Here is a 17,718-nt window from a genome sequence, read left to right on the forward strand (position 1 = left end):
TCCCAGGGGCGACCTGTAACGTTGACAGGTCGGCTCTGGACACCGCATTGTGCGGATGGGTTTGTGAGTCCAAGGGGCCGATGGACGGAACGCGATCGCGTTCTCGACCATCACTAGTGAATGGCCCCCGGCCGACGGATGTCCGGGTTGCACCGCCGCGCGGTGCCGCTGTTTCGCGCGAACAGAACCCAGAAGGACACCCATGCCCAAGAACAAGAAGCCGGCCGGCGGCCGCGCCGCGAAGAACTTCGAGCCGCGCTACGGCGCGAAGACCTCGTTCCAGGACCGCAAACGCCGTCCCGGTACCGAGGCGCCCGCCAAGCCCGGCAGCAAGAGCCCCAACCACCGCGGTTACCGCGCCCCCGAAGCCGACACCGCCCCCGCGAAGCGTCGCTGGACCTCGCAGGAGCGCGCCGGCCGCGACGAGGCTCGCGGCATCCGCAACCACGCCCGCGGTGACGAGCGCTACGCCCGCACCGAGCGGGATGCCGCGCCCCGCGGTCGCGATGAGCGTCCGGCTCGGTCGTTCGACCGCAACGAGCGTCCTGCTCGTTCGTTCGACCGGAGTGACCGTCCGGCTCGGTCGTTCGACCGCGATCAGCGTCCGGCGCGCGATGACCGTCCCGCTCGATCGTTCGACCGGAGCGACCGTCCTGCTCGGTCGTTCGATCGGAGCGACCGTCCTGTTCGGTCGTTCGATCGCGATCAGCGTCCGGCGCGCGATGACCGCCCCGCGCGGTCCTTCGACCGTGCCGACCGTCCGGCTCGTTCGTTCGACCGCAGTGACCGTCCCGCGCGCTCGTTCGACCGGAGTGACCGTCCCGCGCGGTCCTTCGACCGCGCCGACCGTCCGGCCCGTGACGACCGTCCGGCCCGTTCGTTCGACCGCAGTGACCGTCCCGCGCGCTCGTTCGACCGGAACGAGCGTCCCGCGCGCTCTTTCGATCGCGCTGAGCGTCCGGCTCGTGACGACCGTCCCGCCCGGTCGTTCGACCGCGCCGAACGTCCGGCCCGGTCGTTCGACGACCGCCCGCGCCGCGACGACCGTCCCCGCCGCAACGACGGTCCGAACCGCGCCGACTGGAACGCTTCGCCGAAGCGCTCGGCCGAGCACGAGGAGCGCGTCGACGTCGTCCACGAGCGTCTTCAGGCGGAGGCCGTGGATGCCGCGACCGTCGCCGAGGCCAGCTTCGCCGACCTCGGGCTGGGCGACAACATTGTCCGCGCGCTCGCCGGTCTCGGCGCGGCGAGCCCCTTCCCGATCCAGGCCGCGACCGTGACCCCGATCCTCGAGGGCCGCGACGTGCTCGCGCGCGGTCGCACCGGCTCGGGCAAGACCATCGCGTTCGGCGCGCCGCTCGTCGAGAGCATCCTGCGCGCCCAGGCGGGCAAGCGCCGCGAATTCGGGCGTGCCCCGAAGGCGCTCATCCTCGCGCCGACGCGCGAGCTCGCTCTGCAGATCGACCGCACCGTTCAGGCGATCGCGCGCAGCGTCGGCCTATTCACCACGCAGGTCTACGGCGGTGTGCCGCAGGCGCGCCAGGTCGGTGCGCTCAAGAAGGGCGTCGACATCGTCATCGGGACGCCCGGCCGCATCGAGGACCTCCTCAACCAGGGCAAGCTCGACCTGTCCGACGTGAGCATCGCGGTGCTCGACGAGGCCGATCACATGTGCGAGCTCGGCTTCCTCGAGCCGGTGCAGCGCATCCTCCGTGCGACCGCGGACGGCAGCCAGAAGCTGCTCTTCTCGGCCACGCTCGACCGCGAGGTCGCCGCGCTCGTCGACGAGTTCCTCGTCGAGCCGGCCGTGTACGAGGTCGCCGGCGAGGACCAGGACTCGGGCACCATCGACCACCGCGTGCTCGTCATCGACCACCGCGACAAGGCCGAGATCCTCGGTTCGCTCGTCGACCGCGCGGGCAAGACGCTCGTCTTCGCCCGCACCCGCGCGTACGCCGAGATGCTCGCCGAACAGTTCGACGAGGCCGGCATCGCCGCGGTCGCCCTGCACGGCGACCTGAATCAGCAGAAGCGCACCCGCAACCTCGAGAAGCTCACCTCGGGCCGCGTGAACGTGCTCGTCGCCACCGACGTCGCCGCCCGCGGCATCCACGTCGACGACATCGACCTCGTCATCCAGGCCGACGCTCCCGACGAGTACAAGACGTACCTGCACCGCTCCGGCCGCACCGGTCGCGCCGGTCGCCGCGGCACGGTGGTGACGCTCATCACGCGTCAGCGCCGCCGCCGCATGACGGAGCTCCTCGACCGCGCCGAGATCGAGGCGCCGTTCGAGGAGACGCAGCTCGGCGACGACGTCATCGAGGAACTCGCCGGTCGCCAGCTCTCCGACGTCACGTCCTGAGCCCCCGTCGCGAGCCCCGTCCGCCGTGTGCGGGCGGGGCTTTCGCGTCCTCAGAACAGGGTGGGTTCACTCGCCGGGGCGACGGAGGGGCGAGCGGATGCCGCAGGCCCGGTGGTGCGCACGGGGCCGAGCCGCGGCGTGGTCGCGGTGCGGTCGGCGAGACCGGGCTGGGGCCTGCCGCGCGGATGGTCGTCCTCGTCCCACCCGTCGAGGCGGTGCATCCGCAGGAGGGGCTGTACGCGTTTGCCGAGCCAGCGCCGGTACGCCTGGGGTGCCTGCACCGACACCCCGGGGTAGAGGCCGCGGTACGACGACACGAGCTCCGGATGCTCGCGTTCGAGCCAGTGCAGGAACCATTCCTTGGCTCCGGGTCGCAGGTGCAGTGCGCCGTAGACGACCCGTGCCGCACCGGCGGCACGGAGGCGGCCGAGGGCGTGGTCGAGCGCGGCCACCGAGTCGGTCAAGTGCGGGAGGATCGGCATGAGGAACACCGTCACGCGGAACCCCGCCTCGGTGGCGGCGCGGACGGTGTCGAGGCGTGCTTCCGCGGTGGGGGTCCCCGGTTCGAGCGACCGCTGCAACGTGTCGTCGAACACCGCGATCGACATCGCCAGCGTCACGCGGACCTCTTTCGCCGCGTCGGTGAGCAGTGGAAGGTCGCGCCGCAGCAGCGTGCCCTTCGTGAGGATCGAGAACGGCGTGCGGTTCTCGGTGAGCGCGCCGATGATGTCCGGCATCAGTCGGTAGCGCCCCTCGGCGCGCTGGTACGGGTCGGTGTTCGTCCCGAGCATTACCGGCTCGCGCGCCCACGATCCGCGACGCAGCTCGCCGCGCAGTACGTCGGCGACGTTGACCTTCACCACGATCTGCGAGTCGAAGTCGGCACCCGAGTCGAGGTCGAGGTACTCGTGCGTCTTGCGGGCGAAGCAGTTGTGGCTGACGACGCCGTTGGCGATGAAGTCACCCGTACCCGTGGTGATGTCGACCATGTCGATCTCGTATCCGAGGTCTTCCACGGAGACGACGCGGAGGTCAGAGCTGGTCTTGACCGCGGCCCCGACGACATCGAGCTTTCGAGTCATGGCGGGGCGCGTAATGCGGAAGAAGCGCTGACGCGCAGCCAGTCCGCCACGAAGACGCACGGAGCACACATCGGTGCCTGATTTGGTCTCACGCAACGCGTCGAACCCGAAGTGAGCGAAGCCTTCCTCCGTGAGGTCGAGCAACTCGGTGTCGGCGTTCGAGATTCGAAGGATGCCGCGGGAACACGATCCCTCTGCGTCGAAGATGCCGCCCAGAAACCCCGCGTACCACTCTGAGGATCGGTGCGAAGGGATGGCGATGTGCTCCTCGAGACGGGCGATATCGGCCGAGCGGGCGGTATGGAGCGCTGTCATCGGTCGGTGGCCCACTGCTACGGCAAAGGGGCGCTGAAGTGTCCGGATGTCGAGTTCTTCGAGGTACCTGCGCGTCAGCGCGAGCGGCTCGGCATCCGCGAGCGCGAGACGGAACCTATGGATGGCACGAGCCCGGCGCCCGTCATCGTACGTGCGATGGAAGATCATGCCGTCGCCGCGGACCATGCCGGTGACATACCCTCGCTTGCGATCATCGCTCTCGCCGGGGTGAGCCATCGGCTCTCCCAGGCCGAAGCCCTGCAGACGATTCGACGTCGTCAGATAAGGGCGTTGGTCCGGCCCCTGCATCGCGCCGCGAACGAACTTCCATCCACGCTCCGCGAGGAAGCGATGGTCCGCGCTCGCGACGATCTCGGTACCGTCGGCCAGGGTCACGCGGAAGGCTCGCTTGCGTGTAGGCCACTTGGCGAGGACTTCGGTGCGCACGAATCGCCGGTAGGCGCCGCGCCGCTCGGTGCCGATGATCTCGTCGCCCACCTTCACGTCCGCGAGGGGGATGTGCCGTCCGTCCGCAGCCAGGATGAGCGTTTCTGGCGAGAGGCAGTAGGTACACGAATGGCTGCATCCCCTATACGGATTCACCGTCCAGTCGAACGGCATCGCGGAGGCGCCGGGCACGCGGTTGAGTGCCGTCTTGGCAAGCACTTCGTGGAACGTCATCCCGGCGAACTCCGGGGTGGTGACAGAGCGCACGAGGCCGTCCATGCGCTCCATACCGGGGAGCGCCGCCGTGTCGTCGACTCCGAGCTTCTGTCCCTGCCACCTCATCTCTTCATGGGAACATGCGTTCGAAGAAAAGGCAAGCGGAGGGTACGTCAGTTAGAAGAAAGTGACTCTGTCCCGCCGAGCAGCAGCCTGGTCAGCGCGGCGCCGGAGGACAGGAGATCATCGAGGGAGGCCTCGAGGTCGTCGTCGGTCGGTTGATCCGCTCCGCGGAGCGCCGCCCGCAGAACGGTGCGGCGAACGAGCTCCTTCGCGAACGAGCCGGTCGTGCCCTCGGCCCGGTCGGCGGCGGCGTCCAGGGCTTCCGCGGAGAGGGGCAGTGTCCCGGCGTAGTGCTCGAACAGGCGACGCCGCGCCGCGACGTCCGGCAGCCCGATCTCGACGCCGAGATCGACGCGCCCCGGGCGGGCGGCGAGGGCTTCCTCGAGGATCTGGACGTGGTTCGTCGTCATGACGAAGGCGATATCGGCATCCGGTTCGAGTCCATCGAGGGCATCGAGGACGTCGAACAGCACGGGTTCGTTCGAATGCGAGCGGTCGGCGGCGACCAGGTCGATGTCCTCGAGAACGACCAGTGCGGGAGCGAAGGTCCGGGCGATCTCGACGGCTGCGCGCACGAGATGGATGCTCGACCCGGTGAGCACGACCGCGGTGGTCCCCGGAGTGCGCGACAGGAGGTGGCGCACCGTCAGCGTCTTCCCCGTGCCCGGCGGACCGTAGAGCAGGACCCCGCGCTTGAGGTGCTGTCCCGCGGCGCGCAGAACGTCGCGCTGGTCGCCGATGCCGACGACGTGATCGACGATCTTCTGCAGCACGCCCTCGGCGAGCACCACGTCATCGGCATCCACCGAGGGACGGGGGAGGAACGTCGCGCCCGCGTGCGACCCGTACTCGGTCGGCGTGAACGAGAGCACCTGACCCCGCAGGACACTCCTCTCGACCATGAGGCGGCGGATCTCGGCGAGTGCCGCGCCCGTGGCATCCGCGTCCGTTCCGAAGAGCTCCAGTCGCGCGGTCGGCGGCATCGCGTGGGGTGACGATGCTCGTTGCACCACCGCGAGGGGCTGCCCGTCGAACGTCAGGAGCCGCACGCCGAACGCGACGACACGTCGCTCGGCGCCGGGCCCGATCGCGCGCGTCTCGTACGAGATGGGTCCCGGCGCGAAGCGGCCGTGCGTGGACGAGAGGAGGTCGGATGCCGAGAGGTGCCACCGCTGGTCGCCTCCCGTGACACCGATCACCCGGCCATCGCCCGAGGCGCTCAGTTCGTCGAGCGCGATGTCGGCATCGACGTAGCGATGCAGCGACAGCGCCTCCGTGGTGACGGGGACGGTCGTGACATCCACACCCAGGTGGTCGGAGATGACGTCGGCCAGTTCGCTGCGCCGGTGCACGCTGTCGTCGACGGACACGCGATGCACGTGCTCCAGATAGCGGTAGACGGTGCGCAGGATCTCGCGGTCGTCGTCGATCATGGATGCCCCCCGGTCCGATGCGTCGTTCCAGAGTGCCGCTGCGGCGACCGCGAGGCAACCGGGTATTCGCCCCACGCCCGTGCGCCCCGCTCGACCTCGGCGGAGACGCGGGTGACAATGGGGCGAGTGACGTTCCACGATCCCGAGACCTCGCCCCGCCGCGCCGCGCGCGCGGAGGCCGAGCGACGGGCGACGGCGGCGATCACCCTCCCCGACGGTGGGCCGGATGCCGTGGAGCCGCCGTCGCGGCGGAATCTCCGCGCCGACTCCGGTCCGCGTCTCCGCGCGATCCCGCTCCTCCTCAGGCGTCGCATCGCGGTCGCCGCTATCGCCCTGGTCGTCGTCGCGTCCGGCGCTGTGGCGATCGGAGCCGCGGTCGCCTCCGGGCAGACGCCGGCGACGGAGCCACAGGCTGCGGCGGCGATCGCCGGCCCGCCGGCCGTGCCCGCCGAGGGGCTTCCCGTCCCGGTCATCGCCGAAGCGCCGGCTCCGAAGAGCCCCTGCGACGATCCGGCGTTCACCTCCGCTCTGGCGTCGGGCGACGATGGAGCCACGATCGCTGCGATCGGTGGCGGGGAGGCGTTCCGGTCGGCCGTGGCATCCGGGATAGCTCCGTGCGTCTCGTTGGCGGATGCCACCCGCCAATGGGTCGTCGTCAACAAGCAACGCCCCTACGACCCGGCGAATTACCGCCCGAACGACCTCGTGATGCCGAACGGCGTGCGGGCGCTCGAGGACTCGGCGCTGCGGCAACGGGCGGCGGACGCCCTGTCGAAGCTCGTGCAGGCGGCCGAGGATGCCGGTGCCGGGGAGATCGGGTACCTCAGCGCGTTCCGCTCGTACGAGACGCAGCAGAAGACGTACGCGGCGCGGGTCGCGGTCGGCGGCGTCGCGGAGGCCGACAAGGAGAGCGCGCGCGCCGGGTTCAGCGAGCACCAGTCCGGGCTCGCGGTCGACATCGTTCCCTGCAGTCGGTCGTGCGGCACGCTCGACGACGTCGGCGGGTCGACCCAGGGCGCGTGGGTCCGCGACCACGCGTGGGAGTACGGCTTCATCACCCGCTACGAGCAAGGGCGGATCGACGTCACCGGCTACGAGCCCGAGCCCTGGCACCTGCGCTACATCGGCCCCGAGCTGGCGAAGGCGTACCGAGACGGCGGTTACACGACACTCGAGGAGTTCTTCGGCCTCCCCGCCGCCCCGACCTACTGACCGGCGTCATACCACCACGAACACCGCTGCCGACACCGCCCAGAACGCGAGCACGAACGCGGTGTCGCGGCGTCGCCAGGGCACGACGTGCCGTTCGGTGCGGTCGGGGTGGGCGCCGAAGGCGCGCGCGTCCATGGCCAGGGCCACGCGTTCGGCGTGACGGATGCCGCCGGCGAGCAGCGGCACGACCGTGCGCATCCATCGCGCCGGCGGGAAGCCGCCGACCCCGCGGACCCGGTGGGCCTGCCGGATCGTCTCGAGGTCGCGGCCGAAGCGCGGGACGAAGCGGATGGCCGCGAGGGCCGCGTATCCGATCCGATACGGCACGCGCAGCTGCTGGACGAGCGCCCGAACCAAATCGGGGCCGGTCGTCGTGAGGCCGCCGATGAACGCGAGCGTCATGAGGGCGGCGAGGCGCAGGCCGGTCGCCCACGCGATGGCGAGGGCGCTGTCGGTGAGGCCCCACGACCCCACACGCACCACCGTGGATCCGCCCGAAGCATCGACCCAGAGCGCGAAACCGCCGGTCACGACGAGGACCGCGAGCGGCACGACGACGCCGAGCAGCACGAGGAGCCGCGCGGACCAGCGGGCGCCGGTGAGCAGCACGAGATAAGCCAGGGCCAGGAACGCCGCCGGGGTCGCGACGTCGCGCGTGAACACGAGCGCGACCATCGCCGGAAGCGCCGCCGCGATCTTCGCGAGCGGGTTCAGCCGCGCGAGGTACGTCTCCCGACCGGTGTCGGGCGCGACGGCGGTCACCGGTCACCACCCGGGAGGTCGCGCAGCCGCGTGATCGACGCGAGCTCCGGATGCCGCCGGAGCCCCTCGAACGCCCGACGCAGGGGCGGGACGCCCAGTCCGGTCCGCTCGAGCAGCGCCACGTCGGCGAACACGTCTGCAACGGGTGCGTCGGCGGCGAGTCGGCCGGCATCCATCACGATCACCCGATCGGCGTGCTCGGCGACGAGCTGCAGGTCGTGCGTGACCACGACGATCGTTGTCCCGCTCGCGCGGAGGTCGTCGAGCATCGCCAGCATCTCCTCGGCGCGGGCGCGATCCTGCCCGTACGTCGGCTCGTCGAGCACGAGTAGGCGCGCCCCGCCGATGAGCGCCGTGCCCACGGACAGGCGCCGTTTCTGCCCGCCCGAGAGCAGGAACGGGTGCGCGTCCGCGCGGTCCGCGAGCCCGAACCGCGCGAGCATCTCGTCGACGCGGGACCGAATCTCCGCCTCGGGCACCCGTGATCGCCGCAGGCCGTGGGCGAGCTCGTCGTCCACGGTGGTCGCGATGAACTGGTGCTCAGGGTTCTGGAACACGAAACCGACGTGACGGGACAGCTCCCGCGCGGACAGACGCCGCATGTCGAGCCCGTCGATGCGCACCGTGCCGCGCGGCGGCCGCCGCACGCCGGCGATCGCCTGCACGAGGGTCGTCTTCCCGGCACCGTTCCGACCGACCACGGCGACGAACTCGCCCGCCGCGACCTCGAGGTCCACGTCGTGCAGGATCGTCGCGCCCCCGCGCTTCGCCCCGAGCCCGCGCACGCGAAGGAGCGGCTCACCGCCGGGCCTCCGCGGGGCAGGAAGAGCGCGGGATGCCACGCCCCGCGGCGCGTTCTCCAGAGCCACCCGCAGCTCCTCGGGGGTGAGCGGCAGTCGCCCGAGGTCATAACCGGGGGCCCGGAGCCGGAGTGCCGCGAGCGTCGCGGTCGGCAGCCACACCCCGAGGTCGTGCAGCTCGCGTGCCCGCCCGCGCAGCACCTCGTCCACGTCGCCGTCCGCCACGACGCGCCCCTCGCCGTCGAGCGCGACGACCCGGTGGACCAGTTCGACCGCGGCATCCAGGTCGTGTTCGATCAGCACGATCGCCCGGTCTCCCGCGGCGACGACGTCGCGCAGGGCCGCGTAGACCTCGGCGACCCCGGCCGGATCCAGGCTCGCGGTCGGCTCGTCGAGAACCAGGAGAGGGGATGCCATGGCCAGCGCGCACGCGATCGCCAGACGCTGTCGGCCCCCACCGGACAGCACGTCGGGAGAGTCGTCGCGCCGATCCCACAGCCCCACGCGGCGCAGCGCCGACTCGGCGCGCGCGAGCACTTCGGCCACGGGGATCCGCAGGTTCTCGGGGCCGAAGCAGACTTCGTCGAGCACGGTGCCGGTGATGAGTTGCGCGTCGGGGTCCTGGAACACCATCGCGACGGTTCGGGCGAGCTCGGCGACCGGAGTGGTCGTGGCATCCCTCCCGCCGACGATCACCTCGCCGGTGACGTCGCCCGGGACGGCGTGGGGGAGGAGCCCGTTCATCGTGAGCGCCAGGGTCGATTTGCCCGACCCGCTCGGCCCGAGCAGCAGCACCACTTCGCCTGGGCGTACCTCGAAACTCACGTCGGCGGGCGTCGGGCGGTCGGCCTCGAGGTGCGTGACGGCGACGTTCCGCAGGCGCAGGAGAGCGTCGACGTCCGCGCGGGGCTCCGCGGCGGTCGGGTGCGGGTGGGCGGTCACGGGTGTCCTTCGGCGAGAGCCTCAGTCTATTTAGGCGGGCCTTACCTCCGCCGGGTGGCGTCTCGACGTCGAGGCGATGGCCCGCGCGTGTGCCGATGGCGTCCGGCCCGCCCTGTGCCGGAGGGAGGCCCTGGCCGTGTGCGGGCGGGAGGGCCCGTGAGGAGCGGAGGACCGACCCGCCGCCGGGGCTCCTCCGCCCGTCCCTCGCCCTCCGCTCCTCACGCGCGACCGCGCGCTCTGGACGGCCGAATTGCGCGAACGGTACATTCGAGGTTCCTCCGCCCGAACGGACGATCTCGTGACCGGTCTTTCCCGCCGTCAGTTCCTGCACGCCACCGCCGCCGCTGCCGCCGCGACGGGGCTCGGGTTCGACTTCCTCGCGCCGCAGCTCGCGCGCGCGGCCACGCCCTCGGCCGACATCCCGTCGACGCTGCTGCAGACGATCCGACAGGGCTCGATCCTGTCGGGCAAGTACCGCACGCTCACGACCGGGCCCGGAGAGCCGTACCTGCCGCGGATCGACGTCCTACGGCGCTCGCCGTCGCCCGCGCGCGCCACCGCGCGCCGCTCGCTGCTGTACCTCGGGCACCTGTCCGACCTGCACGTCATCGAGGCGCAGTCGCCCGGTCGCATCGAACCGATGATCGTGCAGGCCCACTCGGCCTGGGGCTCGGCCTTCCACCCGCAGGATCCGCTGAGCCCCCACGCGACGGCGGCGATGGTGCAGGCCTTCTCGGACGCGCGCTACAGCCCCCTCACGGGCGCACCGATGAGCGCGGCGATCGTCACCGGCGACAGCGCCGACATGCACTCGCACCTCGAGCTGCGCTGGTACATCGACCTCATGGACGGTCTCGCCGTCGACCCCGCCACCGGCGGCCCCGAGTGGCAGGGTGTCCAGGCCTGGAGCGAGGCCACGTGGGCGTACCGCCCCGGCGACCCGACCGGCGGCGACTTCGGCGACTACGGCTTCCCGCGGCTCCCCGACCTCCTCGCGCAGGCGATCGCGCAACCCGTGAAATCCGTGGGCCTCCCGGCGCCCTGGTACGCCGTGTACGGCAACCACGACACGCTCCTGCTCGGAACGTTCGACATCAGTCCGCAGCTGCGCGCGCTCGCCGTCGGCGCCCGGAAGTCGTACACCCTGGATGCCACGGCATCCACGGCCCTCGAAGGCTGGGCCGCGGGGACGAGCGTCCTCGCGCAGGTGTTGGCGGCGCTGGGGCTGGCATCCGGGGGGCCGGGGTTCAAGGAGGTCACGGCCAACCCCGAGCGCTACCTGTTCGAGCAGCGCGACTTCATGGCCGAACACTTCCGCACCGAGCCGACTCCTGGGCCCGTCGGGCACGGCTTCACCACCCACAACCTCACGTCGGGCGAGACGTGGTGGCAGGCCGACCTCAGCCCGCGGGTGCGCGCCTTCGGACTCGACACGTGCAACGCCGTCGCCGGTCCCGACGGCGCGGTGCCCGAGTCGCAGATGCAGTGGCTGCGCGCGCAGCTCGAGATCGCGCAGCGCGACCAGGTGCTCGCGCTGATCTTCAGCCACCACAACAGCCTCACGCTGGAGAACCGCGCGACCCGACCCGGGGCCGACGAGAAGCTCTACGGTGCGGAGGAGTTCGTCGCGATGCTGCTGGAGTTCCCCGTCGTCGTGGGGTGGCTCAACGGCCACACGCACCTCAACCAGATCCTCGCCCACACGAACGCGGGCGGCGGGTTCTGGGAGATCACGACCGCGTCGTGCATCGACTTCCCGCAGCAGCAACAGGTCGTGGAGATCGTCGACAACCGCGACGGCACGCTGTCGCTGTTCACGACCGTGCTCGACCATGCCTCGCCCGCCGCCCCGGGGAACTCGGGTTCGGTCGCCGACCTCGCCGCGCGCAGCCGCGAGCTCGCCGCCAACGACTGGGCCGAGACGCCGCTCATGCGGCGCGGATCGCCGCTGGACCGCAACACCGAGCTGCTCCTGCCGGCGCCGTTCGACCTGTCGGTGATCACCGACGCGCAGCTCGAGGCGCAGCACGTCACCGAGCGCGCGCGGATCCTCGCGTACGAGAAGGAGCGGGGACTGTGAGGCGGGTCTTCTTCGTGCTGCCGTTGGTCGCGGTGTGCGCCCTGGCCGGCTGCTCCCAGGTCGCCGCGATCGCTCCCGTCGGCGGAAACCACCTGACCGAGGTGCGTTTCGCCACCATCGACGTGCTGCAGCAGCAGGGCGTCGCGCTCGAGGAGGTGCCGACGTGCACGCGCGCATCCGACGGCGCGATCTCCTGCGCCGGGACGACGGCGGACGGCGCCGCGGTCACTGCCGCTTCCCCCGCGGACGACCCCGACAGCTTCACCGTGACGGTGGGCTCCGACACCGTGTTCACCGGCAGCGTCAGCGCCGTGATCGACCAGGCCGCGGGGGTGAACCCGTGAGGCGGGTGCTGCTCCTCGCCGCCGTCGTGCTGGCGAACGCGGTCGCGCAGGCTCTATGGGTGCTCCCCGGTGTGACGCCCTCCGTGGCCCCGCTGTTCCTCGCGCTGCTCGCGGCATCCGTCCTCTCTCTCGTCGCCGCGGCGACGGCGGTGGTCGTGCTGGTGGGCGGTGCCGGTGCGCGGTGGCGGCGCGCGCTCGCCGCCGTGGTTCTGGCGCTGGTGATCGTCGGCGTGCTCGCGGTGCTGTCATCGGCCACCCTCATCCCCGCCGCACTGGTCGCCTTCGTCTTCGTCTCACCCGCCGGGAATCCGGATGTCACGGCCTGGAGCGGCCCGCGGTCGTTCGCGCGGCATCCGGTCCGGGCGATCCTGCTCGCGGTCGTGACCTCGGTCGCGCTGGTCGTGCTCGCCGACGCCGCGCTGCTGTTCGGCTTCTTCGTGACGGGGTGGCTCGGGTCGTTCGCGACGTGGGTGGTCGTGGGCGCCGTGGCCGCAGTGCTCGCCCGGGCTTGGGCGCAGGTCGCGTCGCGGCCGCCGCGGCGGGCCGGGTCAAACGCGCACCCATAGCTTGGAGGGATGCCCCCGGAACTGCTGCGCGCCTATATCGACGAGTCCGTGGCGCTGCGTCCGCGCGGACAGCAGGAGTACCTGATCGGAGCAGCCCTGGTGGCCGACGACGCGAGCGATGAGGTTCGAGGACACCTGCGGGCTCTCGCACTTCCAGGGCAGCTCAAGCTGCATTGGAAGGATGAAAGTGAGACTCGGCGCCGGTGGATCGTCGGGCGAATCGCAGAGCTTGCGCCGATGACCGTCGTTGTGACGCAGATGAGCGAGGCTGCGCGAAGGACCGAACGATGTCGACGGAAGTGTCTGGAGGTGCTGTACCACGAGCTCGTCGCGATGCATGTGCATGACGCAGTTCTCGAGCAACGGTCGGAGGCGCAGGACAGGAGTGATCGGGCCCACATCGTGTCTTTGCAGGGCCAAGGCCTCGATCGTAGGCTGCGCATTCGACATGTCCGGGGAGCGGACGATCCACTTCTCTGGATCGCCGATGTTCTCCTCGGCGCTGTGAACGCCGCCGCGCGCGGCCGTCCCGAACATCTCGACACTCTGCGTGACACCATCCTGGTTCATCTTCGGACGGCGCAGTCGCTGTGACACATGCGAAAAGCCTCAGATCCAGTCGTCCGGCTGGGTTCTGAGGCCTTCTTCCTTCTCCGTCGTAACGGGAGGCATAGTCAGTATGCCACCCCCGCGGCGGTCCTGTCCACACGATCGGCGCCAGCGGCTCCGAATGGATTAGCGCCGCGCCAGCCCGCGCGCCACGCCCGCGCCGCGCAGGCCCGAACCGATTGCGATGCCGACCGCCGTCCAAGCGACCGGTCCCAGCACGCTGATCACCAGGTACGTCGCCTGCGCCCAGGGCGCGAGGGCGCCGAGGTGCGCCGCGAACCACACGGCCGCCGCGACGATCAGCCCGATGATCACCGCCGACACGAAGAAGCGCGCCGTCGCCCACACGCGGTAGCGCGTGAGCGCGGCGATGCCCTCCTGGATGCCGCCGAACAGGATCGCCGTGCCGAGGAACCGGAAAGTCCACTGCGGCGCGATCGCGCTCGCGACGAGGGCGGCGAGTACGTGGGTGAGCAGGGCGACCCACGGCCGTCGAACGACCTGCTGCGCGATGATGCCGGGCAGCACGTGCGAGCCGAGCACGAGGCCGTACGCCCACGGGGCGGTGGCCAGCACGACGAGGGTCAACCAGCCCGCGGCGCCCCCCAGGATCCCGGTTCCCACGCCGATCGCAGCGCAGACGAGAAGGACACGGGTGGACAGACGGGATGCCGACGACACGGGGTCAGCGTATCGGGGCGGCGCCGTCGGGTTCCCGGACGCCGTCCAAAAGAAAACGTTGGTGATGAATTTGCCGTGAGTTATGTTTGTGCGACGCGCGCCACCGAAGCCGCGCACATCGCTCAATTCATCCCCCCGTTTGGAGCGCACCATGGGTCGTACCCTGCGTTCGGCCGCGGTCATCGCATTGGCCGGGCTGTTCACCGCTGCCGGAGTCACCTCCGCGCAGGCCACCGTCGTGGGCGAGGGGGTGACGCCTCCCACACCCATCGAATCCGCCACCGGGCGCTACATCGTCGTGCTCGATGAAGCGCCCGTCGCCACCTACGACGGCGGCGAAGCGGGCCTGCGCGCCACGAAGTCCGACGACGCGCGGCTCGACACCGGCTCCGACGCGGTCCGCGAGTACTCGGAGTTCCTCGAGAAGCGCCAGAAGGACGTCGCGGCCGAGGCCGGGGTGGACGCCGACTATTCGTACACGCTCGCCGTCAACGGCTTCAGCGCCGCGATGGACCCGAACCAGGCCGCGAAGCTCGCCGCCACCAAGGGCGTGCAGAAGGTCGTCCCCGACGAGATCCGCCACCCCGCGGCCGTGCCGTCGACCGAGTTCCTCGGTCTCGAGGGTGACGGCGGCGTGTGGCAAGAGGTCGGCGGCATCGACGCGGCCGGTGAGGGCATCGTCGTCGGTGTCGTCGACACCGGAATCGCGCCGGAGAACCCCTCGTTCGCGGGCGACCCGCTCGGCACGACTCCGGGCGACGAGCCCTACCTCGACGGCAACGACGTCGTGTACCGCAAGGCCGACGGCACCGACTTCCGCTCGCCGCGCGTCGCGACGGGCAACGGGTGGTCGGTCGACGACTACTCCACGAAGCTCGTCGGTGCGCGCTACTTCGACCAGGGTGCGGCCGCGACCGGCTTCACGTTCGAGGCGGACTACCGGTCGCCGCGCGACGGTGACGCGCACGGCTCCCACACGGCGAGCACGGCCGCGGGTAACAACGGCGTCGACGCCAGCGTCGAGGGCATCGACTTCGGTGCGATCTCGGGTGTCGCGCCGGCCGCGAAGGTCGCCGCGTACAAGGCCTGCTACTCCGGCCCGGACCCGCTCGTCACCACCGACGACATCTGCGCCCTGAGCGACCTGCTCGGTGCGATCAACGCCGCGGTCGCCGACGGCGTCGACGTCATCAACTACTCGATCGGCGGCGGCGCGGCCACCACCACGCTGGCGCTCGAGGATGCGGCGTTCTTCAACGCGGCCGCCGCGGGGATCTTCGTGTCGGTCTCGGCCGGCAACTCCGGTCCGGACGCCTCGACCGCGGACCACGCCTCGCCCTGGTACACCACCGTCGCGGCATCCACGATCCCCACCTACGAGGGGACCGTCAAGCTCCCGAACGGCTTCCAGGCGGCCGGTGCGTCCGTCTCGGTCCGCCCGGGTGAGGACGTGACCGCGCCGGTCGTCTACGCCGGCGACATCGCGGCATCCGGAGCGGATCCGGCGAACGCCGCGCTGTGCCTCCTCGGATCGTTGGACGCCGCGAAGGCTGCCGGCAAGATCGTCGTGTGCGACCGCGGGCAGAACGCCCGCATCGAGAAGTCGCAGGCGGTCAAGGAGGCGGGCGGGGTCGGCATGATCCTCGTCAACGTCACGCCGGCCTCGGTCGACAACGACTTCCACGCGGTGCCGACCGTGCACATCGACGCGCGGTACCGCGACGACCTGCTCGCCTACGTGCAGGGGACTCCGGATGCCACGGCCACGCTGATCGGCGAGAACGTCACCGGCGTCGAGACCCCGACGCCGCAGGTCGCCGGCTTCTCGAGCCGCGGCCCCATGCTCGCCGACGGCAGCGACGTGCTGAAGCCCGACATCTCGGCTCCGGGCGTGGCGATTCTCGCCGCCGCCGCGAACGCCGAGGGCGCCGCGCCGACGTTCGAGTTCCTGTCCGGAACGTCGATGTCGTCGCCGCACATCGCGGGTCTCGCGGCGCTGTACCTGGGGGAGCGGCCGCTGGCCACGCCCGCCGAGGTGAAGTCCGCGATGATGACCACGGCGTACGACACGGTCGACGTCGACGGGGCTCCTGCGCAGGATCCGTTCGCGCAGGGCGCGGGACACGTCGACCCGACGAAGTACTTCGACCCGGGCCTGCTCTACCTCAACGGACCCGCCGACTGGGCGGCCTTCCTGCAGGGCAAGGGCCTCGAGGACTTCGGCGTCGAGCCGATCGACGGCAGCGATCTGAACCTGGCGTCCATCTCGATCGGATCGCTCGCGAAGCCCCAGACCGTCACCCGCACGGTGACGTCCACGCAGGCGGGGACGTTCACGGCATCCATCGACGTTCCCGGCCTGGATGCCACGGTCGAGCCGTCCACGCTGACCTTCGGCGCGGCGGGCGAGACGCAGGACTTCACGGTCACGTTCTCGCGCACGACCGCCGCGGCGGAGGAGTGGACGACGGGCTTTTTGACGTGGACGAGCGGCGACACCCAGGTGCGCTCGCCGATCGCGGTGCGCCCGACGACCGCCGAGGCTCCGGCCGAGGTGTCGGGTGCCGGACTGTCGGGTTCGACCCCGGTGGAGATCCTGCCGGGCGTGAGCGGTGACCTGCCGTTGACGGTGTCGGGCCTCGCCGCGGAGACGCTGCTGGCCGACCCCGACAACCCGGTCGACGGGCACTCGGGCAACCAGGACTCCGGTGACGCGGACGGCTACGTCCGGTGGGTCGTCGACGTGCCCGAGGGGACGACCCTCTCGCGCTTCGACCTCGACTCGTCGGACGACACCGGCAGCGACCTCGACCTGTTCGTGTCGCGCGTGGTCAGCCCCGACGACCTGCGGTACTACGAGCGGTTCACCTCGGCCACCGGCTCGGCGGACGAGCGCGTCTCGCTCCCGAACCCGACGCCGGGCACCTACCTCGTCGAGGCGAACATCTACTCGTTCACGGCGCCGTTCACGTGGGACATGTCCTATGCGAACGTCACTCCGGGCGGCGAGGGGCAGCTCACCGCGACGCCGAACCCGATCCCGGCCGAGCAGGGTGTCGCCACCACGTTCGACCTGTCGTGGCAGGGTCTGCAGTCGCAGACGCGGTACCTCGGCGTCGTGCAGTACGGCGAGTCGAACGTACAGACCGTGCTCACGGTCGATTCCGGTCAGGCGGCTCCGGTCAACGTGGAGGCGCCGACGATCTCGGGCACGCCGAAGCTCGGCCGCACCCTCACGGCGACCCCCGGCACGTGGGATCCCGCCGAGGTGACCACGGCGTTCCAGTGGCTGCGCGGCGGTGAGCCGATCGCGGGTGCGACGTCGTCGACCTACCGCGTGAAGCGCGAGGACGTGGGCACCGTGCTGTCGGTCCGCGTCACCGCGACCGACCCCGCGACCGGCCTCACCGGCACCGCGGACAGCGCGGGCGCGCCCGTTACGGTCGCGTCGTTCACCACGGTGACGGTCAACCCGTGGGTCGGCCGCAGCTCCGACACCTACACGCTGACCGTCAGGGTCCGGACGCTCATCGGCCCGACGCCGACGGGCGACGTGACGGTGACGGTCGCCGGGAAGCCGTACACGGCGACCCTGCAGGACGGCCGCGCGACTATCACGCTCGACCCGCAGACGCGGGGCGTGCGCATCGTGACCGCGGAGTACTTCGGCAGCGAGACGGTCGAGGAGTCCACGGCGCACAGCGCGTTCATCGTGCTGCGCTGATCCCCCCGCCGACGCGG

The 17,718-nt window shown here is 71.2% G+C and carries 12 protein-coding genes; 7 read left to right on the plus strand and 5 right to left on the minus strand.

All coding sequences use genetic code 11. The features are described from left to right. Positions 1-202: 202 nt before the first annotated feature. Complete coding sequence (locus AVW09_RS15575) at positions 203-2,365, plus strand: DEAD/DEAH box helicase (RefSeq protein ID WP_063258917.1); 2,163 nt, start codon at positions 203-205, stop codon at positions 2,363-2,365. Positions 2,366-2,415: 50 nt separating this feature from the next. Here AVW09_RS15575 and AVW09_RS15580 read toward each other — a convergent pair whose 3' ends face one another. Together AVW09_RS15580 and AVW09_RS15585 are read right to left on the minus strand one after the other, a co-directional pair. Beyond that, positions 2,416-4,551 (minus strand): intein-containing Rv2578c family radical SAM protein, encoded by a 2,136-nt coding sequence (locus tag AVW09_RS15580; protein ID WP_156496135.1) that lies wholly within the window; start codon positions 4,549-4,551, stop codon positions 2,416-2,418. Between the two features lie 47 nt (positions 4,552-4,598). Continuing rightward, positions 4,599-5,981 (minus strand): AAA family ATPase, encoded by a 1,383-nt coding sequence (locus AVW09_RS15585; protein ID WP_063258918.1) that lies wholly within the window; start codon positions 5,979-5,981, stop codon positions 4,599-4,601. A gap of 126 nt (positions 5,982-6,107) precedes the next feature. Here AVW09_RS15585 and AVW09_RS15590 point away from each other — a divergent pair, with 126 nt between their 5' ends. Next, positions 6,108-7,193, plus strand: a complete 1,086-nt coding sequence (locus tag AVW09_RS15590; RefSeq protein ID WP_063258919.1) for a M15 family metallopeptidase — start codon at positions 6,108-6,110, stop codon at positions 7,191-7,193. A 6-nt stretch (positions 7,194-7,199) separates the two neighbouring features. Here the strand turns inward: AVW09_RS15590 and AVW09_RS15595 are convergent, their stop codons facing one another. Next, positions 7,200-7,955: an energy-coupling factor transporter transmembrane component T gene (locus AVW09_RS15595; RefSeq protein ID WP_063258920.1), complete on the minus strand. Its 756-nt coding sequence runs from the start codon at positions 7,953-7,955 to the stop codon at positions 7,200-7,202. Continuing rightward, entirely contained in the window at positions 7,952-9,697 is a 1,746-nt protein-coding gene (locus AVW09_RS15600) for an ABC transporter ATP-binding protein (RefSeq protein ID WP_063258921.1), read from the minus strand. The genes AVW09_RS15595 and AVW09_RS15600 overlap by 4 nt, the downstream gene beginning before the upstream one ends. A gap of 298 nt (positions 9,698-9,995) precedes the next feature. On the opposite strand from AVW09_RS15600, the gene AVW09_RS15605 reads away from it, so the two are divergent. Genes AVW09_RS15605 through AVW09_RS17400 form a run of 4 tightly spaced genes read left to right on the plus strand, consistent with a single transcriptional unit; the run spans position 9,996 to position 13,281 of the window. Next, on the plus strand, positions 9,996-11,777 hold the full coding sequence (locus tag AVW09_RS15605; protein WP_063258922.1) for a TIGR03767 family metallophosphoesterase: 1,782 nt from the start codon (positions 9,996-9,998) through the stop codon (positions 11,775-11,777). Beyond that, on the plus strand, positions 11,774-12,121 hold the full coding sequence (locus AVW09_RS15610; protein ID WP_063258923.1) for a hypothetical protein: 348 nt from the start codon (positions 11,774-11,776) through the stop codon (positions 12,119-12,121). Before AVW09_RS15605 ends, AVW09_RS15610 begins: the two co-directional genes overlap by 4 nt. Then, a complete protein-coding gene (locus AVW09_RS15615) occupies positions 12,118-12,687 on the plus strand; it encodes a hypothetical protein (protein WP_156496136.1) in 570 nt (189 codons plus the stop codon). Before AVW09_RS15610 ends, AVW09_RS15615 begins: the two co-directional genes overlap by 4 nt. 9 nt (positions 12,688-12,696) lie before the next feature. After that, the gene (locus AVW09_RS17400) at positions 12,697-13,281 is read left to right on the plus strand and encodes a hypothetical protein (protein ID WP_082823029.1); all 585 of its coding nucleotides are present in this window, start codon (positions 12,697-12,699) and stop codon (positions 13,279-13,281) included. Positions 13,282-13,422: 141 nt separating this feature from the next. On the opposite strand, the gene AVW09_RS15625 is transcribed toward AVW09_RS17400, so the two are convergent. Next, positions 13,423-13,977 (minus strand): ECF transporter S component, encoded by a 555-nt coding sequence (locus tag AVW09_RS15625; protein WP_063258926.1) that lies wholly within the window; start codon positions 13,975-13,977, stop codon positions 13,423-13,425. 151 nt (positions 13,978-14,128) lie between these two features. Here AVW09_RS15625 and AVW09_RS15630 point away from each other — a divergent pair, with 151 nt between their 5' ends. Then, on the plus strand, positions 14,129-17,701 hold the full coding sequence (locus AVW09_RS15630) for a S8 family serine peptidase (protein ID WP_156496137.1): 3,573 nt from the start codon (positions 14,129-14,131) through the stop codon (positions 17,699-17,701). The last annotated feature ends 17 nt before the right edge of the window (positions 17,702-17,718 follow it).

Origin of the sequence: Microbacterium sp. T32, assembly GCF_001619615.1 — a bacterium.
Classification (GTDB): Bacteria; Actinomycetota; Actinomycetes; order Actinomycetales; family Microbacteriaceae; genus Microbacterium.

Excerpts from the sequence above, each read along its gene's own strand:
- AVW09_RS15575 (WP_063258917.1), top strand. The coding sequence starts at position 203 with ATGCCCAAGAACAAGAAGCCGGCCGGCGGCCGCGCCGCGAAGAACTTC.
- AVW09_RS15580 (WP_156496135.1), bottom strand. The coding sequence starts at position 4,551 with ATGAGGTGGCAGGGACAGAAGCTCGGAGTCGACGACACGGCGGCGCTC.
- AVW09_RS15585 (WP_063258918.1), bottom strand. The coding sequence starts at position 5,981 with ATGATCGACGACGACCGCGAGATCCTGCGCACCGTCTACCGCTATCTG.
- AVW09_RS17400 (WP_082823029.1), top strand. The coding sequence starts at position 12,697 with ATGCCCCCGGAACTGCTGCGCGCCTATATCGACGAGTCCGTGGCGCTG.
- AVW09_RS15630 (WP_156496137.1), top strand. The coding sequence starts at position 14,129 with ATGGGTCGTACCCTGCGTTCGGCCGCGGTCATCGCATTGGCCGGGCTG.